This is a genomic window from Pseudomonas sp. Z3-8 (assembly GCF_051131975.1).
Classification (GTDB): Bacteria; Pseudomonadota; Gammaproteobacteria; order Pseudomonadales; family Pseudomonadaceae; genus Aquipseudomonas.
The window spans coordinates 2,509,029-2,534,313 of record NZ_CP071643.1 but is presented as its reverse complement, the minus strand read 5'-3'; the positions used below and the strand labels follow the sequence as shown (position 1 = coordinate 2,534,313).

General features: G+C 61.5%; 23 protein-coding genes and 1 pseudogene. 14 read left to right on the top strand and 10 right to left on the bottom strand.

The features are described 5' to 3' along the window. Positions 1 to 27: 27 nt before the first annotated feature. Positions 28 to 486, bottom strand: a complete 459-nt coding sequence (locus tag J3P94_RS11825; protein ID WP_434573556.1) for a type VI secretion protein — start codon at positions 484 to 486, stop codon at positions 28 to 30. Between the two features lie 224 nt (positions 487 to 710). Here J3P94_RS11825 and tssB point away from each other — a divergent pair, with 224 nt between their 5' ends. From tssB to J3P94_RS11775, 10 genes and pseudogenes are all read left to right on the top strand, one after another. After that, positions 711 to 1,271 (top strand): type VI secretion system contractile sheath small subunit, encoded by a 561-nt coding sequence (gene tssB / locus J3P94_RS11820; protein WP_030142659.1) that lies wholly within the window; start codon positions 711 to 713, stop codon positions 1,269 to 1,271. 30 nt (positions 1,272 to 1,301) lie between these two features. Next, positions 1,302 to 2,783: a type VI secretion system contractile sheath large subunit gene (gene tssC / locus J3P94_RS11815; protein WP_434573555.1), complete on the top strand. Its 1,482-nt coding sequence runs from the start codon at positions 1,302 to 1,304 to the stop codon at positions 2,781 to 2,783. 260 nt (positions 2,784 to 3,043) lie between these two features. Then, positions 3,044 to 3,537, top strand: a pseudogene (locus tag J3P94_RS11810) (Hcp family type VI secretion system effector). 12 nt (positions 3,538 to 3,549) lie between these two features. Further along, complete coding sequence (tssE, locus tag J3P94_RS11805) at positions 3,550 to 3,993, top strand: type VI secretion system baseplate subunit TssE (RefSeq protein WP_434573553.1); 444 nt, start codon at positions 3,550 to 3,552, stop codon at positions 3,991 to 3,993. Beyond that, positions 3,977 to 5,767 (top strand): type VI secretion system baseplate subunit TssF, encoded by a 1,791-nt coding sequence (gene tssF / locus J3P94_RS11800; protein WP_434573551.1) that lies wholly within the window; start codon positions 3,977 to 3,979, stop codon positions 5,765 to 5,767. The genes tssE and tssF overlap by 17 nt, the downstream gene beginning before the upstream one ends. Continuing rightward, positions 5,731 to 6,756 carry a type VI secretion system baseplate subunit TssG gene (gene tssG / locus J3P94_RS11795; protein WP_434573549.1) on the top strand — a complete coding sequence of 342 codons (1,026 nt, stop codon included), beginning with the start codon at positions 5,731 to 5,733 and terminating at the stop codon, positions 6,754 to 6,756. Before tssF ends, tssG begins: the two co-directional genes overlap by 37 nt. A gap of 1 nt (position 6,757) precedes the next feature. Then, the gene (gene tssH / locus J3P94_RS11790; RefSeq protein WP_434573547.1) at positions 6,758 to 9,301 is read left to right on the top strand and encodes a type VI secretion system ATPase TssH; all 2,544 of its coding nucleotides are present in this window, start codon (positions 6,758 to 6,760) and stop codon (positions 9,299 to 9,301) included. Positions 9,302 to 9,334: 33 nt separating this feature from the next. After that, entirely contained in the window at positions 9,335 to 9,748 is a 414-nt protein-coding gene (locus tag J3P94_RS11785) for a hypothetical protein (protein WP_434573545.1), read from the top strand. A 42-nt stretch (positions 9,749 to 9,790) separates the two neighbouring features. Then, positions 9,791 to 11,800 (top strand): type VI secretion system tip protein TssI/VgrG, encoded by a 2,010-nt coding sequence (tssI, locus tag J3P94_RS11780; protein WP_434573543.1) that lies wholly within the window; start codon positions 9,791 to 9,793, stop codon positions 11,798 to 11,800. A 10-nt stretch (positions 11,801 to 11,810) separates the two neighbouring features. Further along, positions 11,811 to 12,353: a toxin-antitoxin system YwqK family antitoxin gene (locus tag J3P94_RS11775; RefSeq protein ID WP_434573541.1), complete on the top strand. Its 543-nt coding sequence runs from the start codon at positions 11,811 to 11,813 to the stop codon at positions 12,351 to 12,353. Positions 12,354 to 12,488: 135 nt separating this feature from the next. Here the strand turns inward: J3P94_RS11775 and J3P94_RS11770 are convergent, their stop codons facing one another. Beyond that, positions 12,489 to 12,884 (bottom strand): DUF4280 domain-containing protein, encoded by a 396-nt coding sequence (locus tag J3P94_RS11770; protein WP_434573539.1) that lies wholly within the window; start codon positions 12,882 to 12,884, stop codon positions 12,489 to 12,491. Positions 12,885 to 13,081: 197 nt separating this feature from the next. Between J3P94_RS11770 and J3P94_RS11765 the strand changes: the two genes are divergently transcribed. The 3 genes from J3P94_RS11765 to J3P94_RS11755 all read left to right on the top strand — a co-directional run bounded on the left by J3P94_RS11765 (position 13,082) and on the right by J3P94_RS11755 (position 16,266). Continuing rightward, complete coding sequence (locus J3P94_RS11765; protein WP_434573537.1) at positions 13,082 to 14,149, top strand: phosphotransferase family protein; 1,068 nt, start codon at positions 13,082 to 13,084, stop codon at positions 14,147 to 14,149. Positions 14,150 to 14,173: 24 nt separating this feature from the next. Then, on the top strand, positions 14,174 to 14,941 hold the full coding sequence (locus J3P94_RS11760) for an SDR family oxidoreductase (RefSeq protein WP_003180553.1): 768 nt from the start codon (positions 14,174 to 14,176) through the stop codon (positions 14,939 to 14,941). Positions 14,942 to 15,150: 209 nt separating this feature from the next. Beyond that, positions 15,151 to 16,266 (top strand): Gfo/Idh/MocA family protein, encoded by a 1,116-nt coding sequence (locus J3P94_RS11755; protein ID WP_434573535.1) that lies wholly within the window; start codon positions 15,151 to 15,153, stop codon positions 16,264 to 16,266. A 147-nt stretch (positions 16,267 to 16,413) separates the two neighbouring features. Here J3P94_RS11755 and J3P94_RS11750 read toward each other — a convergent pair whose 3' ends face one another. Together J3P94_RS11750 and J3P94_RS11745 are read right to left on the bottom strand one after the other, a co-directional pair. Beyond that, on the bottom strand, positions 16,414 to 17,844 hold the full coding sequence (locus tag J3P94_RS11750) for an FAD/NAD(P)-binding protein (protein ID WP_434573533.1): 1,431 nt from the start codon (positions 17,842 to 17,844) through the stop codon (positions 16,414 to 16,416). A 151-nt stretch (positions 17,845 to 17,995) separates the two neighbouring features. Further along, positions 17,996 to 18,559, bottom strand: coding sequence for a helix-turn-helix domain-containing protein (locus J3P94_RS11745; protein ID WP_434573531.1), 564 nt, complete (start codon positions 18,557 to 18,559; stop codon positions 17,996 to 17,998). On the opposite strand from J3P94_RS11745, the gene J3P94_RS11740 reads away from it, so the two are divergent. Beyond that, positions 18,554 to 19,576: a DMT family transporter gene (locus J3P94_RS11740; protein ID WP_434573529.1), complete on the top strand. Its 1,023-nt coding sequence runs from the start codon at positions 18,554 to 18,556 to the stop codon at positions 19,574 to 19,576. The two genes, J3P94_RS11745 and J3P94_RS11740, sit on opposite strands and share 6 nt — an antisense overlap. Before the next feature lie 257 nt (positions 19,577 to 19,833). On the opposite strand, the gene J3P94_RS11735 is transcribed toward J3P94_RS11740, so the two are convergent. The 6 genes from J3P94_RS11735 to J3P94_RS11710 all read right to left on the bottom strand — a co-directional run bounded on the left by J3P94_RS11735 (position 19,834) and on the right by J3P94_RS11710 (position 25,136). Next, positions 19,834 to 21,333, bottom strand: coding sequence for a bacteriocin immunity protein (locus J3P94_RS11735; protein WP_434573527.1), 1,500 nt, complete (start codon positions 21,331 to 21,333; stop codon positions 19,834 to 19,836). A gap of 81 nt (positions 21,334 to 21,414) precedes the next feature. After that, positions 21,415 to 21,690 (bottom strand): bacteriocin immunity protein, encoded by a 276-nt coding sequence (locus J3P94_RS11730; protein WP_434573525.1) that lies wholly within the window; start codon positions 21,688 to 21,690, stop codon positions 21,415 to 21,417. 5 nt (positions 21,691 to 21,695) lie between these two features. Next, entirely contained in the window at positions 21,696 to 21,977 is a 282-nt protein-coding gene (locus tag J3P94_RS11725) for a hypothetical protein (protein WP_434573523.1), read from the bottom strand. 93 nt (positions 21,978 to 22,070) lie between these two features. Next, a complete protein-coding gene (locus J3P94_RS11720) occupies positions 22,071 to 22,196 on the bottom strand; it encodes a hypothetical protein (RefSeq protein WP_434573522.1) in 126 nt (41 codons plus the stop codon). A gap of 82 nt (positions 22,197 to 22,278) precedes the next feature. Next, a complete protein-coding gene (locus J3P94_RS11715; RefSeq protein ID WP_434573520.1) occupies positions 22,279 to 22,557 on the bottom strand; it encodes a bacteriocin immunity protein in 279 nt (92 codons plus the stop codon). Further along, complete coding sequence (locus J3P94_RS11710) at positions 22,554 to 25,136, bottom strand: S-type pyocin domain-containing protein (RefSeq protein ID WP_434573518.1); 2,583 nt, start codon at positions 25,134 to 25,136, stop codon at positions 22,554 to 22,556. The genes J3P94_RS11715 and J3P94_RS11710 overlap by 4 nt, the downstream gene beginning before the upstream one ends. Positions 25,137 to 25,285: the final 149 nt, after the last annotated feature.

Sequence of the window (25,285 nt, the reverse complement as noted above, 5' to 3'; positions counted from 1 at the left end):
TTGCCGCGCGAGGCGGCCCGCGGTCACTCAAGGCTGCTTGTGCCGATCATCATTCACGAGGGTCATCTCGCGACTGTCGAACTTCAGCCAGGCCTCGTGCTGATCGTCCAGCCGAAGCCGGTGGGCTCCCGGAGTGTTATAGCTGGCGAAGACCAAAAGTCCAGCGGCGCGCCGGCCCTCCAGCGGGAAGGGTTGGCGGTCGATGAATTGCCCCGGGACCAGCTCCAGCCCCCACACCGACATGAGCTGACGATAGTCACGCTGGAACTGTTCGCGCTCGGCAAACCACTGGCTAGCGGTGATGCCCGAGAGTTGCTTGAGCAGGTCCGGGTCGTTTACCGCAATGAAATCCACGGCGATCGGCGTGTCGTCGTTGGCCCGAGGCGCGACGTCCAGGGTCAGGCTGTCGAGGTCGACGCTGGGGGCAAAGAGCGAGCAACCGGTGAGTGCCAGGCTCAAAAAAAACCCATGAAAAAACCCACGCAAAATGAATCTTCCTTTTCTCAGCGGTCAAAAATTGTTTTTGCTTGCATTTTTATAGACCTGTTCTAGCGTCTTGGATAGTTCGACCCACACAGTCGAATGGACCAGGTTCGTCAAGGGAATGACAGGTTTTCTGCCGTCCGTTTGCAACCTGCGGATCAGCAAGGGAATGCGATGAGCGGGACTCCCGATGCATTGCTTCCACACCTGCATCGGAGTCGGCCACCATGGCAGAAAGTACCCAGCACAAGCTCGACAGAGTCCGTCCTCCCCGCGTCCAGATCACCTACGACGTGGAAATCGGCAACGCCATCGAGAAAAAAGAACTGCCACTGGTCGTCGGCATTCTGGCCGACCTCTCGGGCAAGCCACTGGAGCCGCTGCCCAAGCTCAACGAGCGGCGCTTCACCGAGATCGATCGGGATAATTTCAACGAGGTGCTCGCCTCCATCTCCCCCCGCGCCACGCTGCAGGTGAACAACACCCTCAGCGGCGACGACAGCAAGCTCAATATCGAACTCAACTTCCGGCACATCGACGATTTCGACCCGGTAAAGGTCGTCGAGCAGGTCACGCCGCTGCGCCGCTTGTTCGAAGCCCGGCAGCGCCTGCGGGACCTGTTGACCAAGCTCGACGGCAACGATGACCTGGACAAGCTGCTGCGTGACGTGATCGCCAACACCGAAGGCCTGCAGGAGATCAAGTCGGCCCGGCCCCAGGACGCGACGCAAGAACTGCCCACCGTAGCCGCCAACGATGACCCTGCCCCGGCCGAACCACAGGCCTGATCGCGCGCCTCAATCAAGGGAGATAAAGCCATGCCTGCTTCATCCAGCGCTCAAACCAGCGAGAGCACGACCCAGACCCTGTCCTTGCTGGACAAGATCATCGCCGAAGGCCGCATGGCCCACGACGACAGCCAGCAAGACTACGCCCGCGACATGCTGGCGGAGTTCGCCACCCAGGTCCTCGACGAAGGCATGGCCATCGACAAGGACACCGTGGCCATGATCAACGACCGCATCAGCCAGATCGACGAGCTGATCAGCGCCCAGCTTAACGAAGTCCTGCACCATCCCGACCTGCAAAAACTCGAGGCCTCCTGGCGCGGCCTGCACCTGCTGGTGCAGAACACCGAAACCAGTACCCGGCTCAAGTTGCGCCTGCTCAACGTCACCCAGAAAGAACTGCAGAACGACTTGGAGAAAGCCGTCGAATTCGACCAGAGCGCGTTGTTCAAGAAGATCTACGAGGAAGAGTACGGCACCTTCGGCGGGCACCCGTTCAGCCTTCTGGTGGGCGACTACACCTTTGGCCGGCATCCGCAGGACATCGGCCTGCTGGAAAAACTCTCGAACGTCGCCGCCGCCGCGCACGCGCCGTTCATTGCCGCCGCCAGCCCGCGGCTGTTCGACATGACCAGCTTCACCGAACTGGCGATCCCCCGGGACCTGTCGAAAATTTTCGAAAGCCAGGAGCTGATCAAGTGGCGCGCCTTCCGCGAAAGCGAAGACTCGCGTTATGTGTCCCTGGTGTTGCCGCAGTTCCTGCTGCGCCTGCCGTACGGCCCGGACACGCTGCCGGTGGAAGGCATCAATTACGTCGAGGACGTCAACGGCACCGACCACAGCAAATACCTGTGGGGTAACGCCGCCTGGGCACTGTCGCAACGCATCACCGAGGCCTTTGCCAAATACGGTTGGTGCGCGGCGATTCGCGGGGCCGAGGGCGGTGGTGCGGTCGAAGGCCTGCCGGCCCATACCTTCCGCACCAGCTCCGGGGACCTGTCGCTCAAATGCCCGACCGAGGTGGCGATCACCGACCGTCGCGAGAAAGAACTCAATGACCTCGGCTTCATCGCCCTGTGCCACAAGAAAAACAGTGACGTGGCGGTGTTCTTCGGTGGCCAGAGCACCAACAAGGCCAAGGTCTACAACACCAACGAGGCCAACGCCAACGCACGGATCTCGGCGATGTTGCCGTATGTGCTGGCGGCCTCGCGTTTCGCCCATTACCTGAAGGTGATCATGCGCGACAAGGTCGGCAGCTTCATGACCCGCGACAACGTCCAGACCTACCTCAACAACTGGATCGCCGACTACGTGCTGATCAACGACAACGCGCCGCAGGAGATCAAGGCGCAGTACCCGTTGCGCGAGGCCCGGGTGGACGTGACCGAGGTGGCTGGCAAGCCCGGGGCCTATAAAGCGACGGTGTTCCTGCGGCCGCACTTCCAACTGGAGGAACTGACCGCCTCGATCCGCCTGGTGGCGACGCTACCGCCGCCGGTAGCTGCCTGACCACGGCGTGGCTGTGTGGCTATGTGGCTGGAGAGCTTTTTGTGGCGAGGGAGCTTGCTCCCGCTGGGGCGCGAAGCGGCCCTGTTTTTTGGGACTGCTGCGCAGTCCAGCGGGAGCAAGCTCCCTCGCCACAACAGCTCCATTGCCACAAAAGCGCTCCAGCCACAAAAAGCTATCTAGCCACAGCAAGCGCATTGGCCACGGGTTAATTCATCGGTATCGGGCACTGCCTCATTCGTCTTCTTCAGGAGTTCCAAACAATGGACGCAATCATTCTCGACCTCGGCGGCGACATCAAGGGCGACAGCCTGCTGGAGGGTTTCACGGACAAGATCGAGGTCATGTCCTACAGCCACAACGTGGCGATGCAGGTCACCAACGACGTCAGCAACTCGGAGCGCACCTCCGGCCGCCCGCACATCGGCGAGTTCACCCTGACCAAATTCATCGACAGCTCAACTCCGTCGCTCAATGAATATTGCTGCGCCGGTAAGCCGATCCCGCAAGCCGTCGTCACCATCGGCCGCAACGCCGCCGAAGGCAGCGGCCAGATCATGCCGTTCATCGTCTACACCCTGACCAACGTCGTGCTGTCCAACGTCAGTGTCAGCGGTGGTACCGGTGGCAAGCCGGTGGAAACCCTGTCGCTGAACTTCACCAAGATCAAATGGGAGCTCACCGCCCAGAAGACGGCACCAAGGAAGGCACGGCCGGCACGACCTGGGATTTGGCCGCCAACAAAATGACCAAGTAGGGACGCCGCGCCATGGCTGGCTTCGGGCTGCGGCCGCCCCTGTTCGAACGTTTGGCAAGCCCGGCAGACGATGCCGGGCGGGTGTTCGATCGACAGGCATTGCAGGACTCGGTGCATGCCGAACTGTCACGCCTGTTCAATACCCGGCGCGGCTCACGGGCGCTGACCGAACCGCCGAGCATCCTGGACTACGGCATCGCCGACTGGACCGCGCTGCAACAGCAGCGCAGCGATGACCGTCGTCAACTGACCCGGGAAATTCGCCAGGCCATCACCCACTTCGAACCGCGCCTGCGCCTGGGCGAGGTAGAAGTCTGCCCGGTGCCGGGCCATCCGCAGCAACTGTGCATACGGCTGTCGGGCGAACTGCGTGGGGACCCGCACCCATGGCCCGTGGCGTTTGTAATCGAGCACGCCGGCGACGGCCTTGAGGTGCGCCATGAGCGACTCGATTGACCCGCAACTGTTGGATTACTACCAACGCGAATTGACTTGGCTGCGCCATGCCGGAAGCCTTTTCGCCGAGCGTTACCCCAAGGTTGCCCGGCGCCTGGAATTGTCCCCCGGTGAATGTCCCGATCCCCACGTCGAACGACTATTGGAAGGCTTCGCGCTGCTGGCCGCGCGCTTGCAACGCCGGCTGGATGACGACTACGCCGAATTCAGTGATGCCCTGCTCGAACAACTTTACCCGTTGGCCATGCGACCCTTGCCATCGTGCGCCATCGTGCAGTTCGAGCCCGACCCGAGCAAAGGCAACTTGAACGAGGGCTATCCCCTGCCCCGCGACACGCCATTGTTCGTCACCACGGACAAAGGCCAGAGCATTCATTTCCGCACCACTGCTGCCGTGCATCTATGGCCACTGCAAGTGAGCGAAGCGTTGCTGCTGGGCAGTGACGAGGCCCAGGCGTTGACCGGAGTAGTCCAGGCCCGCTCGGCCTTGCGCCTGGAGTTGCGTTGCCTGGGAAAAAGCCAATGGTCGACGCTGGGCATCGATTCGCTGCGGATACACCTGGCGGCGTCACCGATGATCAACGCCGGGCTGTACGATTTGCTGGGCGCTCACGCCATCAAGGTCCTGGCTGGCGCGCCGGGCAGCGTGCCGGAACCGTTGGCGGGTTTGCCACGCATCGTCGGTTTCGCCAGCGACCAAGCCTTGCTGCCGGACGAGGACGGCGTGCACCCAGGCATGCGCCTGTTGGCGGAGTATTTCGCCTTTGCGGACAAATTCGGCTTTTTCGACCTGCCGCTGGCCGGCGCCCACAGCGACAACGCATCTTTATACCTGTACATCGCGTTCGACCGGGCACCAACCAGCCGCTTGCCGCTCCAGGCCAGCGACATCGCCCTGGGCTGCGCTCCGGTGATCAATCTGTTTCCCCGGACCTCCGAGCCGCTGCGCCCGGACGGCACTCGCAGCGAGTATCGGCTGGTGGCCGACAGTCACCGGGAAAACAGCGTCGAGATCCACAGCATCCGAGGCATGCGCGCCATGACCGAACAAGGAGTGCGCAAAGTGCCGGCCTATTACGGCAGCCAGCATGGCAACGAGCAAACTTGCTACTGGCATGCGCGCCGGGTCAGCGGCATGAGCCCGAACCGACTGGGCACTGACGTGATGGTCAGCCTAGTGGACACCCGCTTCGATCCACTGGCCGAATCCCGGGATTACAGCCTCACCGCCGAACTGCTGTGCACCAACCGCCACCTGGCCCAGAGCCTGCCGGCCGGCACGCCATTGGGTTTCGAGCGCCCCGGACCGGTGGCCTGGGCGCGCCTGCGCAATCCTCCCAGCCCGCAGAGCCTGCCGCGCCTGGACGGTGAGTCGCGCTGGCGACTGGTGTCGCAACTGACCCTCAATCATCTGTCACTGGTGGAAGGTCCCCAGGCGCTGGACGCATTGCGCGAGATTCTCGAATTGCACAACCTGCGGGACGAGGCCAGCGCGCGCCGCCAGATCGAAGGCGTATCCGGACTGACCTGTGAGCGGGTCATCGCCCATGTTGGCGAGGATGCCTGGCGCGGGTGGCGCAACGGCTTGGAGGTGCGCCTGCAATTGGATCCGCATCACTTCGTCGGCAGCAGCGCCGTGCTGTTCTCCGGCGTGCTGGCGCAATTCTTTTCTTTGTATGCCACCGCCAATCGATTTGTGCGCACCGTGCTGGTCCAGTCCGACAAGGAGGTGAAGACATGGCAACCCCAAGCCGGCAAACCCCTCGCGCTCTGAACCTGGGCGAGCGACTGCGGCGCGACCCACAACGCTTCGAATGGCTCCAGGCCCTGTTGCTGCTCGAACGCGAACATCCCCAGGCCGAGCCCCTGGGCAGCGGCACCGCGCCACAGGCCGAGGCCGTGCGTCTGCGTGGACCGCTGACGCCACTGTTCGCCGCCAGTGAGGTCGAGAGCCTGGGCCAGGAACCCGGCCTGCCGCCGACCCTGACCACGCCGATCTTTGGCCTCGGCGGCCCGGACGGCCCGCTGCCCTACGCCTACCAGGAATGGCTGCAACAACGGGCGCGGGCGAAGGACCATGCCCCGGCGGAATTCCTCGACCTGTTCCAGCACCGCCTGCTCAGCCTGCTGTACAAGGTGATGCGCAAACATCGCATCGCCCTCGGTTTCACGGCGCCAGGCGCGTCCGCCGTACACGCGCAACTGCGCGCTTTGACCGGCCTGCTGCCCAAGGCCTTGCAGGAACGCCAGGCCGCACCCGACTCGGCGGTCCTGGCCTGCACCGCGCTGTATGCCGATGGCCGGCGCTCCCTGGAGGGGTTCGCGGCGATTGTCCGTGAACAGTTCGGCTTGCCTGTGGAGCTGAGCGGTTATGAAGGTGGCTGGCGTGAAATCCCGCCGGCCAGCCGCAGTTACTTGCAGCCGGACGGACGCAACCTGCGCCTGGGCCGCAACGCAGTCGCCGGCACTCGGGTCTGGGACGAACATGCCGGCGTGCGCCTGACGCTGGGACCGTTGAGCGCGCCCCAAGCCAGCGGCGTGCTGCCCACTGGCGAAATCCATCCGCTGCTCGCCAGCCTTTATGCGCTGTATTTCGGCCCGGACCTGGATTGCACATTGGTCCTGCTGGTTCGTGGCGCCGGCCCGTTGCAGTTGAGTCGCCAGACTGCGCCACGGCTGAATTGGAACGGTGGCCTGCAACGCCAGCCGAGCCTGGCCGTGCAACGCATCGAAACCCGCCTTCGCCAGCCGGAGATCGCCTGAAATGGAACTGGCCAGCCTGATCGGACGCCTCAATCCGGACAATCGCCGAGCCCTGGAACGGGCCGCGCAACGCTGCCTGCAACGCAGCCACCACTACGTCGAAATTGAACACCTGCTGTTGGAACTGCTCGACATCGAAGGCGGTGACTTCGCCTGCCTGCTGCCGCGTTTCGGCCTGGAGCGTGACGCGGTGGCCGCCGAAACCAATAAGGCCCTGGACCTGTTCAAATCCGGCAGCACCCGCACGCCCGCCCTGTCGGCACAAACCATCGGCCTGCTGGAGGACGCCGTGGTCCAGGCCAGCGTGTTGGGCCTGGACAGCATTCGCTCCGGGCTATTGTTGCTGGCGTTGTTGGACCGTGACGAACGTCGCAGCCTGCTGCTCAACAGCGCCTCGTCCCTGCTGCGCATTCCCCGCGATGCCCTGCGCGCCCATCTGTTGGAATGGACCGAAAGCTCCCGCGAGCATGTCGGCGGCGTGCGCCCGGCCAAACCCGGCGAAGCACCACCGAAACAGGACCCGGTGCTGGACCAGTACACCCAGGACCTGACCGCCGACGCCCGGAATGGCCGCATCGACCCCATCGTCGGCCGCGACGGCGAGATCCGCCAGTGCATCGACATCCTCCTCAGGCGCCGGCAGAACAACCCGATCCTGGTGGGCGCGCCCGGCGTCGGCAAGACCGCCGTGGTGGAAGGCCTGGCCCTGCGCATCGCCGCCGGGGATGTGCCGCCGTCGTTGCAGGAAGTCACCCTACGCGTACTCGACCTGGGCTTGTTGCAGGCCGGCGCCGGGGTCAAGGGCGAGTTCGAACAGCGCCTCAAGGGCGTGATCGACGCGGTACGCAGCGCCGAAAAACCGATCATCCTGTTCATCGACGAGGCTCACACCCTGATCGGCGCCGGCGGTGCGGAGGGCGGCAGCGACGCGGCCAATCTGCTCAAGCCAGCCCTGGCCCGGGGCGAACTGCGCACCCTGGCCGCCACCACCTGGCTGGAATACAAGAAATACTTCGAGAAAGACCCGGCCCTGGCCCGCCGCTTCCAACTGGTTCAAGTCGAGGAGCCGGACGAACTCACTGCCGTGGAAATGCTCCGGGGCGTGGCGAGTAAATTGGAACAGCACCACGGCGTGCAGGTGTTGGATGCTGCCATCCACGAGGCGGTGAAGCTGTCCCACCGCTACATCTCCGGACGACAGTTGCCGGACAAAGCCATCAGCGTGCTCGACACCGCCTGCGCCCGGGTTGCCCTCGGCCAGCACGACGTACCGCCGCCGCTGGAAAGCCTGCGCCACCGGCAGAACAGCCTCAAGGATGAAGTCGAACGCCTGCGCCGGGAACAGGCCACCGGTCTGGATCATCGCGAGCGCATCACCTTGCTGGAAAGCGAATCGACCAGCAACGTGCAGGCCATTCGCGAGCTGGAAACCCGCTGGGGCGAAGAGCGCGAAGCCGTGCGCGAACTGCTCGACACCCGCCGCGAACTGCTCACCCTGAGCGAACGTGCCGACAGCGAAAAAGCCGACACCGAGATCGATAATCGCATCGACCACCTGGCCGCCGAACTGCTGCGCCTGGAGGCGGGCCTGGATGCCATTCGCCAGGACGATCCGCTGGTGCCCGAACAGGTCGACAGCAAGACCGTCGCCGCCGTGATCGCCGGCTGGACCGGCATCCCGGTGGGCAAGATGCTCGCCGATGAAGCCCATGCCGTGCGCACCCTCGGCCAACGCATGGGGCAGCGGGTCATGGGCCAGGGCACCGCGCTGAACACCATCGCCCAACGCCTGCAAGCCTACCGCGCCGGCCTTACCGACCCGCAGAAACCGGTCGGCGTGTTCCTGCTGGTGGGCCCAACTGGCGTGGGCAAGACCGAAACCGCCTACGCCCTGGCCGATGCCTTGTATGGCGGTGAGCGCAACCTGATCAGCATCAACCTCTCGGAGTACCAGGAAGCCCACACCGTCAGCCAACTCAAGGGCGCCCCGCCCGGCTACGTCGGCTACGGCAGCGGCGGCGTGCTCACCGAAGCGGTGCGCCGCAAGCCCTATTCCGTGGTGTTGCTGGATGAAATTGAAAAAGCCCACCCGGACGTGCTCGAGGCCTTCTACAACGTCTTCGACAAAGGCCTGATGGAAGACGGTACCGGCCTGGTGGTGGACTTCAAGAACACCGTGATGCTCGCCACCAGCAACGTCGGCGCCGAACTGCTTTTGGACACGCCAGTGGCGCAACTGGGCAGCGAGGCCTTCAACGACGCCTTGCACAAGGTCCTGCTGCAAGCGTTCCGCCCGGCGTTTTTGGCGCGCATGACGGTGGTGGCGTACCGGCCGCTGGATGAAGCGACGCTGGAGGGGATCGTGTTGGCGAAGTTGGAGAAATTGCGCGGGCGCTATAAGGCAGCCACCGGCAAGCAGTTCGAGTTCGATGCGGGAATCGTCAAGGCTGTGTTGGCCAAGTGCAGCGCGGCGGGGGCACGGGATGTCGAGAATGTGTTGATGACGCAGGTGACGGGGAAATTGGCGGAGTGGGTGTTGGAATGAACATACCTGATCGGCAGCAACCGGAGAATTAAAATGATATCGGATGAAGTAAAACAAAAAGTGCGAGTCGAATTACTTAGAAGGGAAAGGGCTTACCAGCATACCGCTGCCGCGGGCATTGTATTGTATGACGACGATAACTATGGCGAGATTCATTTTGGTCACAGTGGCTACATCCCCCCCGGCAAACACAACTTTACGGTTTACGACCATCGGTACCTTGCTGGAAAAAGCAAAAATGACGCCGAGGTGACTGTATTCAATGAAGCCGGCTGGGAAATCATCTACTGGAAGCAACGGAAGATCAAACCGAGTGAGATGTATATCTACATCGTGGGCCCTCATGACATGTGCAAACAATGCAAAGCACTCAAGTCCAAATTCGCCATGTCATTCGGAATAAAGTTTGGATCTATAAAAAAAGAGTACGCACAAAAAACAAACTGACCGCATCAACCCGATATCCCGCGATTTATATCCAGGTATTTTATGCCCCGCTCCACTGACAGCAACACCACCCTCTCCCTCACCGCCACCTCCCTGTCGGCGCTGTACCCCGATTCGCTGTCCGGCGAAGAACGCCTCAATGCCTTGGGCTCGCACATCCTCAACGGCATCAACGACGGCGCCTCGCTGGACCTCACCACGGCCGTCGCCAGCCACGTAACCACCACGCTGCACAAGGACGCCTTGCTGCGCCCGCTGGATTGGCTGGTGGCCGAGATCCGCCAACTGCCGGCCGACGCCACCGCCGAGCGGTATCAGCTTTTGCTCCGGCCGTGGCTTTGGTGGTTGAGCCTTGCCAGTAACAACCGTGTGTTCCAGAACCTCGCCACGTCGGACATCGTCACGACGATTTTCAAGGTCCACGGCTTCACCGACTTCCAACTCAAGCTCACCGGTAGCTACACACCCCGCGAGTATTGCGTGCAATATGGCGAAACCGACCTGGCCTTCGTCTCGCGCCTGCTGGAGGAAGACGGAATTTTCTGGTTCTTCAGCCATGAAGCCGGCAAGCACACGCTGGTACTGGCTGACAGCAACGACGCCTTCGCGCCCATCCCCAATGGGCCGACGGTGAACTATCTCGGGCAAAAAATGGGCGAGCGGGAACTGCACGGCATCCGTTCGGGGCAGGTGTGCCTGCAAGCGGTGGCCGGGGTTTACCAAGCCACCGATTATGAGTTCACCACGCCGACCACCTCGCTCTTCAGCCAGGCCGAAGCCACGGCCGGGCCGAGTTCGATGTACGAGCATCCCGGCGGTTATACCGCCAAGGCCCAGGGCGATGCGCTGACCAAACAGCGGGTGGACGGCCTGCGCAGCCAGGAGAAACGTTTCGTTGGCGAAAGCGATTGCCGCTGGCTGGTCCCGGGCTATTGGTTCACCCTCGCCGGCCATGAAGACACGACGCTGAATATCGATTGGGTAGTGACGTCGGTCAGCCATGAAGCCAGCCACGACAGCTATCGCAACCGCTTCGAAGCGATCCCCAAGACTACCGCCTACCGACCGGCTCGCATCACGCCAAAACCGCGCATGCACACCCAGACGGCGGTGGTGGTGGGCAAGGCCGGCGAAGAAATCTGGACCGATGAATACGGCCGGATCAAATTGCAGTTCCCCTGGGACCGCACCGGCAAGAACGACGAGACCTCCTCCTGCTGGGTGCGTGTGGTCTTGCCCTGGAGCGGCAAGGGCTTCGGCATGCAGTTCGTGCCGCGCATCGGCCAGGAAGTCATCGTGACCTTCATCGACGGCGACCCGGATCGGCCCCTGGTCACCGGTTGCGTCTACAACGGCGACAATGCCATGCCCTATGCGCTACCGGCGAACCAGACCCAATCCGGGATCAAGACCAACTCGTCCAAGGGCGGCGGCGGTTTCAACGAGTTGCGCTTCGAAGACAAGAAAGACGCCGAGGAGGTGTTTCTCCAGGCGCAAAAGGACTTCAACATCAACGTGCTCAACGACACCACCGCCACCGTCGGCCACGATGAAACCCTCACGGTGCAGAACGCCCGCACGCGCACGGTGAAGGACGGCGACGAAACCGTCACGCTTGAGAAAGGCAAGCGCAGCGTGACCATCCAGACCGGCAGCGACAGTCTCGACGTGAAGGACGCCCGCACCGTCACCGTGGGCTCGGACCAGACCCACAGTACCGGCGGCAATTACGATCACAAGGTCACCGGCAATTACAGCCTGACGGTGGACGGCAACCTGACCATCAAGGTCAGCGGCACCCTGACCCTGCAAAGCGGCGGCAGCTTCGCCATCAAGAGCGGCGCGGACCTGGCCGCCCAGGCCAGCACGTCCATCAGCCAGAAGGCCGGCACCGCCTTGAGCAATCAGGCGGGTACTTCGCTGGAAAACAAGGCCGGCACCACCCTGACCAACGATGCTGGCATCAGCCTGGTGAACAAGGCGGCCGCCGAACAGACCGTGGACGGCGGCGGCATGCTGACCATCAAGGGCGGCCTGGTAAAGGTCAACTGAGGAAGCGGCCATGGCCTCGAAAAAACTGGACGTCGAGCGTGGTGACAGTCGACTGAATGGGCAACTGATCGATGGCAAGCTCGACGGCCCCTTGCAGATTGAAGAAGCGCAGCGCCCACAAGCGAAACTCAACTACAGCCAGGGTGAACTGGAAGGCACCAGCACGTTGTATCACCCCAATGGCAAGGTCTCGGCCGTGTTGCCGTTCGTCAAAGGCAAACTCCAGGGAATGGCAAGCTTCTACGCGGCCGAAGGCGGCTTGCAACGCCAGGCCAGTTACCGCCGCGGGTTGTTGCACGGTGAGGCGAACAATTATTTTCCCGACGGGAAACTGGCCGAAGCCGAGTTCTATCGCGACGGCGTGCGTGACGGCCATTATCGGCGCCTGCACCCCAACGGCAGCCCGGCAGTCGAGGCCCGCTACCTCAACGGCCAACTGCTGGAACCGGCCCAGGCCTACGCCGAAGACGGCCGGCCACTGGACGCCGAGGGCAAGCCGATCTCCCGGGTGCGCTGGTGGTTCAGGCGCTGGAATGACCCGGCGCAGGCCTGAGTTTTCTGCCTTACCCCTTTCCCTTGTGGGAGCGAGCCTGCTCGCGAAGACAACAGTTCAGTCAACATCGAGCCCAACCGAGTTGGCACTTTCGCGAGCAGGCTCGCTCCCACAAGAGTCATCTTTTTAGCGCTATCAAGGAATCAACATCTGCACCTGCCCCGGCACGACGATCTTGATCACCCCGGCCCAGGTACACATCAACGTGCTGTTGGCGTCGATAGCCGGCATGTTGCCGAGCAACAGGGTCGGTGCGCCGCCGGGGATCCACGGGGTCGCGGTGGCCGGAATGCATGGCATGGGCGTCAGCACGCCCAACGCCGCCGCAGTGGCCGCGGCCACCGTCGGATTCGCCAGGCTCTGGCACATGCCGAACGTGGTGATGTTCACCAAGGGAATATGATCCATGATATTGGCCGCCGGCATCCCGCCGGTCAGCAGACGATTGACCGGCAGCACATTGAGCACCGCCGACGCCACGCCGAAGCTGCATTGCAGGGTCGCGGTGCCACAGACTTGCGGACATCCCATCGCGGTTGCTCCTTGGAGGCGACAGTCTCCAAACCTTAGCTCGCAAGCGCCCGCTGCGCACGGACGCCATGCATCAAGGCCGCTGATTATCCAGCAACACGCTAACCTATAAGACCCCGGCGTGCTTGTGACGCCTCCCACGCGCCATTAGATTAGCCAATGATCGATGGCCCCCAAAATAAGCAGAAGGGATAAGCATGGCAGTGACTGATCAGTCCACCCGCGTGCGCGACGGTGAAGAACTCGATGCCAACCTGATCGACCCGTACCTCAAGGCCCACATTCCTGGCTTGACCGGCACGCCGGTGATCAGCCAGTTTCCCGGTGGCGCGTCGAACCTGACGTACCTGCTGGAATATCCCGAGCAGGAGTTCGTCCTGCGGCGTCCGCCGTTCGGCCACAAGGCCAAGTCGGCCCACGACATGGGCCGTGAGTTCCGCATCCTCAATCAGTTGCGCGAAGGTTTCCCGTACTGCCCGAAAGCCTACGTGCATTGCACCGACGAGGCGGTGATGGGTGCCGAGTTCTACGTGATGGAACGGGTCAAGGGCATTATCCTGCGCGCCGAGCTGCCACCGGAACTGGGCTTCGACGCCGCCCGCACCGAAGCACTGTGCAAGAGCTTCATCGACCGGCTCGTCGAGCTGCACCGCGTCGATTACAACGCTTGCGGCCTGGCCGACCTGGGCAAACCCGAAGGCTACGTGGCGCGGCAGATCCGTGGCTGGAGCGAGCGCTACGAAAAAGCCCTGACCCCGGATGCGCCCAAGTGGGAGACGGTCAAGGCATGGCTCAACGACAAGATGCCTGCCGACCATCCAACGTCGAGCATCGTCCACAACGACTACCGCTTCGACAACGTGATCCTCGACCCGGACAACCCGATGCAGATCATCGGGGTGCTGGACTGGGAGCTGACCACCCTTGGCGACCCGTTGATGGATTTGGGCAACAGCCTCGCCTACTGGATCGAGGCCGGCGATCCGGCACCGGTGCAATTGATGCGCCGCCAGCCAAGCCACGCGCCGGGCATGCTGACTCGCCGCGAATTCGTCGATTACTACGCCGAGCGCGCCGGGATCCGCATCGACAACTTCGACTTCTACTACACCTACGGGCTGTTCCGCCTGGCCGGCATTGTCCAGCAGATCTACTACCGCTTCTTCCATGGCCAGACCCAGGACAAACGCTTCGCGCAGTTCGTTCAGATGAACAAACTGCTGGAGCAGATGAGCCTGCAGGTCATCAGCAAATCCACGCTCTGAGCGCACCTATAACAAGGAAACAGCATGTCCAAGACCCAGTTGTTCGACCTCGACGGTAAGATCGCTTTCGTTTCCGGCGCCAGCCGTGGCATCGGCGAAGCCATCGCCAAACTGCTGGCCCAGCAAGGCGCCCACGTAATCGTTTCGAGCCGCAAGCTCGACGGCTGCCAGCACGTCGCCGATGCGATCATCGCCGCTGGCGGCAAGGCCACCGCCATTGCCTGCCACATCGGCGAAATGGAGCAGATCAGCCAAGTGTTCGCCGGCATCCGCGAGCAATTCGGGCGCCTGGACATCCTGGTGAACAACGCCGCCACCAACCCGCAATTCTGCAACGTGCTGGACACCGACCTGGGCGCATTCCAGAAAACCGTCGATGTGAACATCCGCGGCTATTTCTTCATGTCGGTGGAAGCCGGCAAGCTGATGCGCGAGAACGGCGGCGGCAGCATCATCAATGTCGCGTCGATCAATGGCATCTCGCCGGGCATTTTCCAGGGCATCTATTCGGTGACCAAGGCCGCGGTGATCAACATGACCAAGGTCTTCGCCAAGGAGTGCGCGCAGTTCGGCATTCGTTGCAACGCCCTGTTGCCGGGCCTGACCGACACCAAGTTCGCCTCGGCGCTGGTCAAGAACGACGCCATCCTGAAGACCGCCCTGGCGCAGATCCCCCTCAAGCGCGTGGCCGACCCGAGCGAAATGGCCGGCGCGGTGTTGTATCTGGCCAGCGATGCGTCGAGCTACACCACGGGCGTGGCGTTGAATGTGGATGGTGGGTTCTTGTCCTGAGGATATTTCCCTAGTGGGAGCGAGCCTGCTCGCGAAGGCGTCAGGTCAGTCGACCTCAATGTTGACTGAACTATCGTCTTCGCGAGCAGGCTCGCTCCCACAGGAATCAGTACCGAAAATAAAATGAATATTTATTCCAGTATTTGCAATTAGAGAATATTTATTCCATAAAGAGCCTTCTGAAAATAACAATTCAAAGGGCTCCTCTCATGCGCGAACTCGGCATCGGTCTGATTGGCACCGGCTTCATGGGCCGTGCCCATGCCTTGGCATTCCACAATGCCAAGGCAGTGTTCGACCTCCCCCTGAACCTGACACTGGCCGCCCTGGCCGACGCCGATCCGCAACGTGCGCGCCAATGCGCGCAGAGTTGGGGCTTCGAGACGGCCCATAGCGACTGGCAACGGTTGATCGACGACCCGAAGGTTCATCTGGTCGCCATCACCACCCCCAACCATCTGCACTTCCCGATGGCCATGGCCGCGCTGGCTGCGGGCAAACCGGTGTATTGCGAAAAGCCCCTTGCGGTGTCCCTGGAACAGGCCGAGCAGATGCACCAGGCGGCCAAGGCTGCTGGCGTGGTGACACGCGTCGGCTACAACTATCAGCACAACCCGATCATCCGGTTGGCGCGGGAAATGATCCAGCGCGGCGAGCTGGGGCAGATCGTCAGCTTCCAGGGGGAATTCAGCGAGGACTTCATGGCCGACCCGACCTCGCCATGGTCCTGGCGCTGCGAAGCCGAGCATGCCGGCGGCGCCCTGGCTGACCTGGGCAGCCATTTGCTGGCCATGGCTCGTTACCTGCTGGGCGCTGTCGATTCGGTGTGTGCCGACAGCCAGACCGTCCACAACCGGCGTCCGGCCAGCGCCGGCGCGATCGAACAACGGGTCATTGCGGTTGACGACCAGGTCCAGGCACTGTTGCGCTTCACCAGCGGCGCCCGAGGCTCTGTGAGCAGCAGTTGGCTCAAGCACGGCTACAAGAACCACTTGAGCTTCGAGATCAGCGGCACCCTCGGGACGCTGGCCTTCGATCAGGAACGACTGAATGAATTGCGCCTGTGCCGCGCCGGCCAGGCAGGTTTCCAGCGACTATTGGCCGGCCCCGACCTGCCGGGCTACGCCGCCTTCAGCCCGGCGGCCGGGCACCAGCTGGGGTACAACGAATTGAAGACATTGGAAGTCCAGGAGCTGGTTATGGCCCTCGCGGGCGATGGCGGCAACGGGACGGATTTCGAAGAAGCCTGGGAAGTGGAACGCTTGGCGGCAGCGATCCGCGTGGCGGCGCGGGAGGAGCGTTGGGTACAAGTGCAGTCGCAATGAAACTCGCTTCTGTGGCGAGGGAGCTTGCTCCCGCTGGGTTGCGCAGCAACCCCAGAGAATGGGGAGGTAGTTGACCTGACACACCGAGGTGAATGGTTTTAGGGCTACTTCGTAGCCCAGCGGGAGCAAGCTCCCTCGCCACGGTGCTCAGTTTTGAGCTTTTAGTTCAACCAACCGCCCCGCCAGCGCCTTGGCCTGGCTCGCCACATCTGTCACCGCCGTGCTTTCCCACCACACCCCGCGCAATGGCGGGCCCATTGCAAACAGGCGACTGGCCGGCTCGCCATGGGCGTCCAGCACCGCGCCATCTGCACGCGCGGCGATACCCAGTGCCAAGGGACCGGGCTGGACCAAACCTCGTGCCAACAACTGCTGCGGCAACGGTCGCGCAACCCGGCGCCAGTCGTATTCGATACCACTGGAGTTGATCAACGCGGCGCCCTGCACCACTTCCAGTCCAGCCTCGCCCCGTCGGCGAATGTTGATTGCCACTGATCCTTCGCCAGCCGATACCAGCCCCTTGTACGACGCCGCCTGAATCCGCAACCGCCCTTCCCCATGCAGACGCGCCACCAGTTCCGCGCTCAACGGCGGCGAGCGATGGTGATGGCTTTCCCACCACGGCCGCACATGCCGCACGAACTGTCGGCGCTGCACGTCGCTGGCCTGGTTCCACAAACGCCCGATGTGTGCGCGCACCGTGTCCAGCGGCGCCTGCCAATCGATCCCCTCGGCCTCGGCTTTACGGCATTGCTCGCGCAGCACACGCATCAACTGCCGGGGCGAACGCAAGTTGTGATCTTCGGCGAGGAAATCCACCCAGGCCGGTGGCTGGCGACGTACGTGAGGCAACAGGCCATGGCGGGAAAACACTTCGATCGGCCCACGGTGCCCGGCCTGCTCCAAAGACACCACGGCATCGACCATGGTCAGGCCCGAGCCGATGACCAGCACTGTGGACTGCGGATCGAGCTGGCGCATCGCGGCCACGTCCCAAGGATCCAGCGCCGCGGCATTCAAGCCGCTCGATTCAGTCTGCGGGGTCCGCGCCGCTGGGAACATGCCGGTGGCCAGCACCGCAAAACGACCATGCAAGACCTGGCCGCCGCCCAGCGTCACCGTCACGCCACCGTCGGCAAGCCGTAGGTCCACGGCTTCCCCGCGCACATGCTCGGCGGTCGAACCGTGTTGTGCGCCCAACTCGCGCGCTTCGGCAAGGCGTTGCTGCGCGTAAAGGCCGAATATGCCGCGAGGCGGGAACAACTCACTAATGGGCACGTGTTGCTGATCCGACTCGGGCCAGCCGCCGGCCTCAATGAATGCGGTGAGCCATTGGGTCAAATCGTCGGCGTTGTCCGGATCGACACTCATGCGCGCCGCGTTGCCGTTCAAGGTGTGGCCCAGCTCCACCGCGCTGTAGGCCTCGCCCCGGCCCAACTCGCTGCGCGGCTCGACAATCAACACCTCGCGCCGGCCCGGCAGGCGCAGCAGCTGCGCCGCGAGCATGGCACCGCTCAGGCCACCGCCGATGATCAGCACATCGGCGGAACGGGAAATCGAGGTTGGCACGTCAGTCATCGAACGCTTCCGTCCTGAAAACAGCGGTTATCGTTCGCGGCTCAAGGCCCTGACGGGGCGCCGAAGCAACGGAACGACGAGACGCTACCTTACTGCCATCGCCTGATGCTCCGGAAGCGTTCTTTGGTAGCACTCGCGATGCAACGGAAGTTCAGATCACCACATTGCGCACAAACCGCGCCGCCACCAAATCGTTGTTGCGATAGGCATGGGGCTGGTTGCTGGCAAACATGAAAAATTCACCGGCCTCGATTCGACGCTCCTCGCTGCCCAGCAGTAGCGTCAGACAACCTTCGAATACATAAAGCTGCTCGCTCCAGCCGTCCGCGTCAGGCTCCGAGACATAATGCTCGCCGGGCTCCAGGCGCCATTCCCAAAGTTCCACTTCGCGATTGGCGGTGGCCTTGGCCAACAGTACAGCTTTGCTGCCTGGAATCACGCCGGCCCAGGCCAGCTCATTGATACGGCTCGGGTCGCGGGCATCGGGAGCCTGGATCAAATCGCTGAAAGCCACATCCAACGCTTCGGCGACACGGTCCAGGGTGGTCAGGCTGACATTTTTTTCGCCAGCTTCGATGGCGACCAGCATCCGTCGACTGACCCCGGAACGCTCTGCGAGCGCGGTCTGGCTGAGCTGCGCGGCGTGCCTCAGGCGTCGGACGTTCTGGCTGACGTGTTGCAGGACCGATGCCCGCTGGCTGTTTTCTTTGTGCACTATATTGCTCATCTGCCGGGGTTGCGCATTATACTGCCCAACTTCGGGCGCATTGTGCGTCCGCCTCAAGTAGCGCGCAAGGTCATGGCATCGTTGAACTCCCCGCAAGCGTCCACCCGTATCCCAAAGTTCAGCAAGGCCGAGTGCGTGCTGGTGCTGATCACCATGATCTGGGGCGGAACGTTCCTTTTGGTGCAGCACGCCATGACCGTCAGCGGACCGATGTTCTTCGTAGGCTTGCGCTTCGCCGCGGCGGCGGCATTCGTTGCGCTGTTCTCCTGGCGACACCTGCGCGACCTGACCTGGTTCGAACTCAAGGCCGGAGCCTTCATCGGTGTGGCGATCATGCTCGGCTATGGCCTGCAGACGGTCGGCCTGCAAACCATCCCCAGCAGCCAATCGGCCTTCATCACCGCCCTCTACGTACCCTTCGTGCCGTTGTTGCAATGGCTGGTGCTGGGCCGCCGGCCAGGGTTGATGCCGAGCATCGGGATTATGCTCGCGTTCACCGGGCTGATGCTGGTGTCCGGCCCGGCCGGCGCGTCACTGAATTTCAGTCCGGGGGAAATCGCCACCCTGATCAGCGCCATCGCGATCGCCGCCGAGATCATTCTGATCAGCGCCTATGCCGGCCAGGTCGATGTGCGCCGGGTGACCGTGGTGCAACTGGCAAGCACGGCGGTGCTGGCGTTCCTGATGGTGGTGCCGACCCAGGAAGCGATCCCGGATTTTTCCATGTTGCTGCTGGCCAGCGCCGTGGGCCTGGGCGCCGCCAGCGCGGCGATCCAGGTGGCAATGAACTGGGCACAGAAAAGCGTCTCGCCGACCCGCGCCACACTGATCTATGCCGGCGAGCCTGTGTGGGCCGGTATTGCCGGGCGCCTGGCCGGCGAACGGTTGCCGGCGATCGCCCTGGTGGGCGCCGGGTTGATTGTGGCGGCGGTGGTCGTCAGTGAGCTGAAGACTCGAAACAAAGCCGTTGTCGAAGTGGACGAGGCGCTTGAGCGCGAGCAGTAATACCGATCAATCAGCGAATAGCCGCGAACAGAAGTCCCCTGTGGTGGTGGATTGAACCTCTTGAACCTGTGGCGAGGGAGCTTGCTCCCGCTGGGCTGCGCAGCAGCCCCCCCCCCCCGCAGACCACCCAATCAACCTGGAATATCGCATCGACAGGTTTCAGGGTCGCTGCGCGCCCCAGCGGGAGCAAGCTCCCTCGCCGCGGGTTATGTGTATGCCGCGCTATTGAGCGCTATCTCCTACCCGAGTGCCTTCGATCACGAGTCGCGACGCTCGTTGAACACAGCATAGAGCGGCTCCAATCCCGAGTCTTGCGGAAATACCACGACGTAGTCATCAAATCCAACCTCTCCAAGGGAGTCGAAGGATTCCAACGTCGGTACCGGCGATGAGTGAATAAAACCGGCAGAATCGAGTCGATTTTGCTCGGATGTCATCGACGCCTCCATGGAGTCTGCGAAGGTCCATTCGAGCACTCGTGGTTGCGGGCCGTCCGTGGTCAAGCGAAAAAACCGTCCAGCTTCATCCCAAACCGCCAACCTCACGCGCACCTTGGACGCCAACACACCGGTGGCAGGCGTGATGTATATCTGAAAAAGCTCACGTATTTCTTTCAGGCCCCTGAAATGGCTGCCGGGTTTTGTCGCGATCATTGCCGTGCCCATTCGCAACGGCAACTCCACCTCGTCCTGCCGTGCGGCGAGAGCCTGCCAGTCTTGTTCGATTGCAGAAATCTCGGCCAGCGCAACACACAGGCCAAAACGCACTTCTTTGGTTCGACTGGCAAGATCAAAACTAAGGACTCCGGCATATTGCCCGGTGTGTGCCTGTTCTGGATGCGTCATCAGCCAATTGAACTCGGCGACAGCTGAACGAATGGATTTTTGCAAGTCCACCTTTTGACTGGTTCTTAGCGGCGGCGCGTCGCTTAGCAGCAGATTCGGACGCCTCATATCCTGGATCGCGGACATACGAAACAACACCGAGCCGTTGTCCTGCCCGCGTAACCGCATGAGTTGCTGCGAGGAACGCTCCAGTACCGCTTCAGCGGCGGCATGAAGAACGGCATTGCGCTGAGCGACGGAGGACAAACGCGCAAGATATTGGCCATGATTGGCAGCGGCCTGCCGTGCATTCGCTTGCCAGAGCGCCTCGTCAGCTTTGTTATAGGCCAGATCACGATGGGCGCCACTCAGGGCGAACTCGACGCGCATTTTATGGCGCTCGAACGTGCGAACGGCCATGACCACTTCGTGTTGAGCGTGCTCCACTCGCCGCATCCCCTGCTTGAGTGCATCCAGCGTCTGCTCGGCATCCCGTTCGTCCTGTCGTTGCCGGGTCGTAAGCTCCAGCTGGCTAAAAGCCTTTTCAACCGTCTGTGCTGCGGCAGTGATGTCCGAGGCCAACTGCTGTGCATTGGCAAGCTCGCGCTGGGCTCTTGCCGTCGCGTGTTGCGCCATGCTCAAGCGAGGCGCGGGCTTGGCCGGGGCAGGCAGTACCCCACCTTTGAAGGGAATAACATTTTTTTTGAAATGCCACTGTTTTACGAAGCGGACAATCGTTTCCGGGCCGTTCGAATACCCGGTGTCCTCGGGATAAAACAGCAGGTCCGCGCCTTTGGGGTGCCCGACAATTCGATCGAAGTGGTTGATCAGTCGGTCATGCTCTTCTTTGCTCATGTCGACATTCCAGATTTGCCCTACGAGCGCCTGAAACTCGGTTTCAGTGTAATCCTGGAGTTTGGGTTTAAGTTCCATCTATGGTTTTCCTTATTTAGCGTGCATGCTCGGTAAGGCACCTGCTCGATTGTTCGAGCAGATGCGTACACGGGGCTTGGTCTATTCCGGTTTGAAGCCGGGTTTGCTATTGCGGGCGCGCCATTCCTTGACTTCTTTCAGGATGCCTTCGGGGCTGTCTTCCTGGCCCTCCTTTGGGTAGAAGAGAACATCTGAGCCGTCGGGGTGTTCTGTAATAAGTTCGAAATGATCAACCAGTTTATCCAGATACTTCCCCAGCTCCTGCCCTTTAAGATCACTCGTATGACGGAATAGCTCCCCGAGAAAGGATAAAAATTCCAGCTCGGTATAATCTTCCAGCGCTTCTTTAAAGATCATTATCCTTAACCCTCCCTGTGGTGTTGGATGTGACGCTTGGGCGTAAGTACACGAATGTTGTCCACGTTATACACATCACCACCTTTTGAAATTTCAATCTCATGATGGAGTTCAAATACTTTTCGCCCTCCTACTTGGTCCTTTCTTATGGAGTATGGTGACTGGCCATTTCGCATCCTATCCAAATTGATGCCGGTAAATTGCTGACCCAGCTCCACATCCGCCGCCACGGCCTTCCAAACTGCCTCCCTGAACCGATGAAAGTTCGCAAACTCCCTCCCCCTCAACTGGTTTTAGGTAGTAGACGATATCGCTCGGAGAAGTCGGATCCAAGGTATCTTCCGGATAGAACAGCAGGTCCGCACCGCTGGGATGACCCACTATGCGATCAAAGTGATTATCGGTCTGTCATGGTCCTCTTCAAGAATATCGACGTTCCAGAACGGGTCGACGAACATCTGAAGCTCGGAATCGGTGTAATCCTGGAGTTTTGGTTTAGTTTCCATCTTTTGCTTTTCCTTGTTAAGCGTGCCTCCTTGACGACGCACCTGCTTGTATTGAATCAAGCGGTGCGTTCGAGGGGCTTATTTATTCCGACTTGAAACCAGGCTTGTTATGGCGCGCTCGCCATTCTTTTACCTCTTTTAGTATTCCTTCTGGACTGTCCTCCTGACCTGTCTTTGGGTAGAAAATAACGTCTGAGCGATCTGGATGCTCAGTAATCTCATTGAAGTGATCAATTAGCTGGTCAGTGTAACCATTCAGGGCTTCCCCCGTCATGCCGTCAGGAAACTCAAAAAAACAGCGTAAAAACTCGAGAAATTCACTCTCTGAGTACTCCTCATACTTCTTCTTCGCAAAGATCATTGGCCATTACCTTTATGAATATTGATATGCCGCTTAGGAGTCATAACAGTCAGATTTTCCATATCGTAAACCCCGCCGCCTTTTGCCACCTCTACCTTATGGTGCAATTCAAACTTTTTGCGTCCGCCGACTTGATCAAGTTGACTTGGATACGCAGCAGAGCCGTTGAGCATATGTTTCAGATTCCTTTCGTTGAATTGTTTCTGCAACACATCATCCACAGCCACAGCCCGCCAGAACGCCTCCCTGAACCGATGAAAATTCGCAAACTCCCTCCCCCTCAACTGATCTGCAATCCGATCAGGAATAGCTGCGCCAGTCGTCCTCGCCGCCTCCCCCAACCAAATACCCGAGACTGGCTGCCCAAACCCGAGCGCCACGCCGCGATCATCTCGCCGGTCGTAAAACAGCGCGTCCGGTGAAGGCAACTCCATGTCCGCCGGGTACCCCGGAATATTGGCATCGGTTTGCCCTGGATCAACAGCCGGAAACGTCTGGTTTTCCGGTAGGACCGGGATGACAGGGTTGCCGGGATATACCGACGAGAGTGGCGGTGTAATCGGTGAGGTGGTCGGGGCGAGCAGTTCGATGCCCGGCGGGACCAGGGGTGTTCGGGTGCCGTTGCCAATGGGAGGCGCCGGCCATGGGATGACGGCCGGAACGATGCCTGGCCTGCCGAGCAGGCTGTTCGGCGTGGTAATGCTGATGCGGTCGAGATTGAATGGGTTCTCACCCAGTTCTGCCCGTTCCTGGTAACGCAGTTCGAATTCGCGGCGCTCGCCGACCCACGTGCTTTTCGGCGCATAGGGGGCAAAGCCGCGTTCGATGCGTTTTTGGTTGATTTCGTCGGCGTTGCCCGACACCGACAGCGTTGGGTGCTCGGCGAGGGTACGCCACACTGCCTGGTCGAAGGCGCTGAAGGACTTTATTGGCTGCGCCCGCATCTGATGACCGACTTGCTCGGGAATGGCCGCGCCTTGGGGCTGGCTGGCCGTGCTCCACCAATCATTCGCAGCCGGCTTGCCGGCGCCCGTGACGATGCCCGAGCCCAGCGGCGGCAAATCGAATGAGAAATAGGTCGGTGGCAAGCCGGGAACACAGACGATGCAGTCTTGAATGCGCAGGTCCACGCCCGCTGGCAAGGTCTCCACCTGAGGCGCCATCGCCGTCAGCACCGGTTGGCTTGCAGGCATCGCCTGGCTGGCGGCATCGGCGGTAAATTGCAGGTGTCGGGTCGGTGAGCCGGGGACCTCTGCGTAGTAGAGGCCGGTCAGCGGATCAAATTGCGCGTTGATGACGGGTACATGAGCGCTGATCGTGTCGCCGGTACTGGCAATGCTAAGCGCAGTGCCTTCAGGAACAGCGTGCGGCTTGAGCCGGTACGCCACTTCAACCGAACCGCCTGCATCAGCAATCGATTGCAGCGCGGGTCCGTCGGTGAGACCGAGCGCTTGCGCCGATACCCCGACGCCTTGGAACAGGCGGCTGCGTTGTTCTGGAGTCAGTTCGCCGTCGCCCAGCGTTGGCGAGTAAACCATCGCCGTGACGAAGACCGGCCCCGTTCTGGCGAGGATCCGCCCGTAGTCCTTGAGCGTTTCGACGGAAGTGGCGACAGCCTGTTCCAGTACCGCTACGGCTTGCTGGCCGACGAACACGGCATCACGGGTCAGTACCATCCCGCCCGCAGTCAACGAAGGCGCAGGTATACTCAAGGTATGAACTTGCCGGAACCGCTCCAGCCGGACATTTTCATCCAGCTGCTGTTTGAAGCGAATGCGCGCCGCCCGTTGTTCGGCGTATTGGCGCTGGCGTTCCCAGACAGCCTCCCGTTCACGCCACACCACTGTCTGTTCGGCATGGTACCGGGCCAGCGCGTTGGATTTTTCGCTCAAGGCCTTGATCAGCTCGGACAGCAGCCGCGCCTCCTGGGCCGCGGTGTAACTTTGCTCCCAGAGTCGATGACCGTCATCGAGCGCGGCGCCGAACTGATCCAGTCGTGTGCGGTAGTCGTTCACCGAACGTATGAGCGGGTCCTGTCCATCAAAGACCTGGGCAGCGAGTTTCCTGGCGTTGAGTTCCTGGGTCTTGTGGGCAATCAGCCCGTCGATTTCGCTTTTTTCCTTGGTGATGGTGTAAAGCTGCCAACGCTCGGTCGAGTTCGAGGCGGGTGGCCGTTTTGCTGCCGAAATTTCCTTTTGAAGCGTCGCCTCGAGTTGTTGCTTTTTATTCGCGAAGATTCGATCCACCTCGGTCCGGGTGGAGGTGTGGCGTTGCACCATAGTCGCCAGTGCTTGTTGGCGTGCCTGCTCATTGGCGTTTGCGGCAGCCGCAGCCTTGGCTTTCACAGCGTCTGCTTTCGCTTTTGCAGCAGCATTCGCTTCCTCGGCCCGGCGCTTGAGCGTCGCTTGCCGCCGCTTTTTCATCCCCTTGGCTGAACGCATCGGACCGCCTGTGGCTCCGACGCGGTTCCCTCCATAGCCGCCACCGTATCCGCCCTCGGAACCGCCGCCCGAAGAGGGCCGTCCCGGCCTGATGACTACCGTTCCATCCGATCCATCGTTAAGTGTTTGCTTTGCCATACAGTTCTCCTTGTCTGTATGGCGCACAGTGGCGATGGAGCCACGTTCGGGGGCGGTACATATGTATGGCGCCCGGGTTTTTTTGCGTGTCTCCAGTACTCATGCCGAATTCTGACGCGCCGTCCCCCGCCCCTAAACGACGCAAAGTC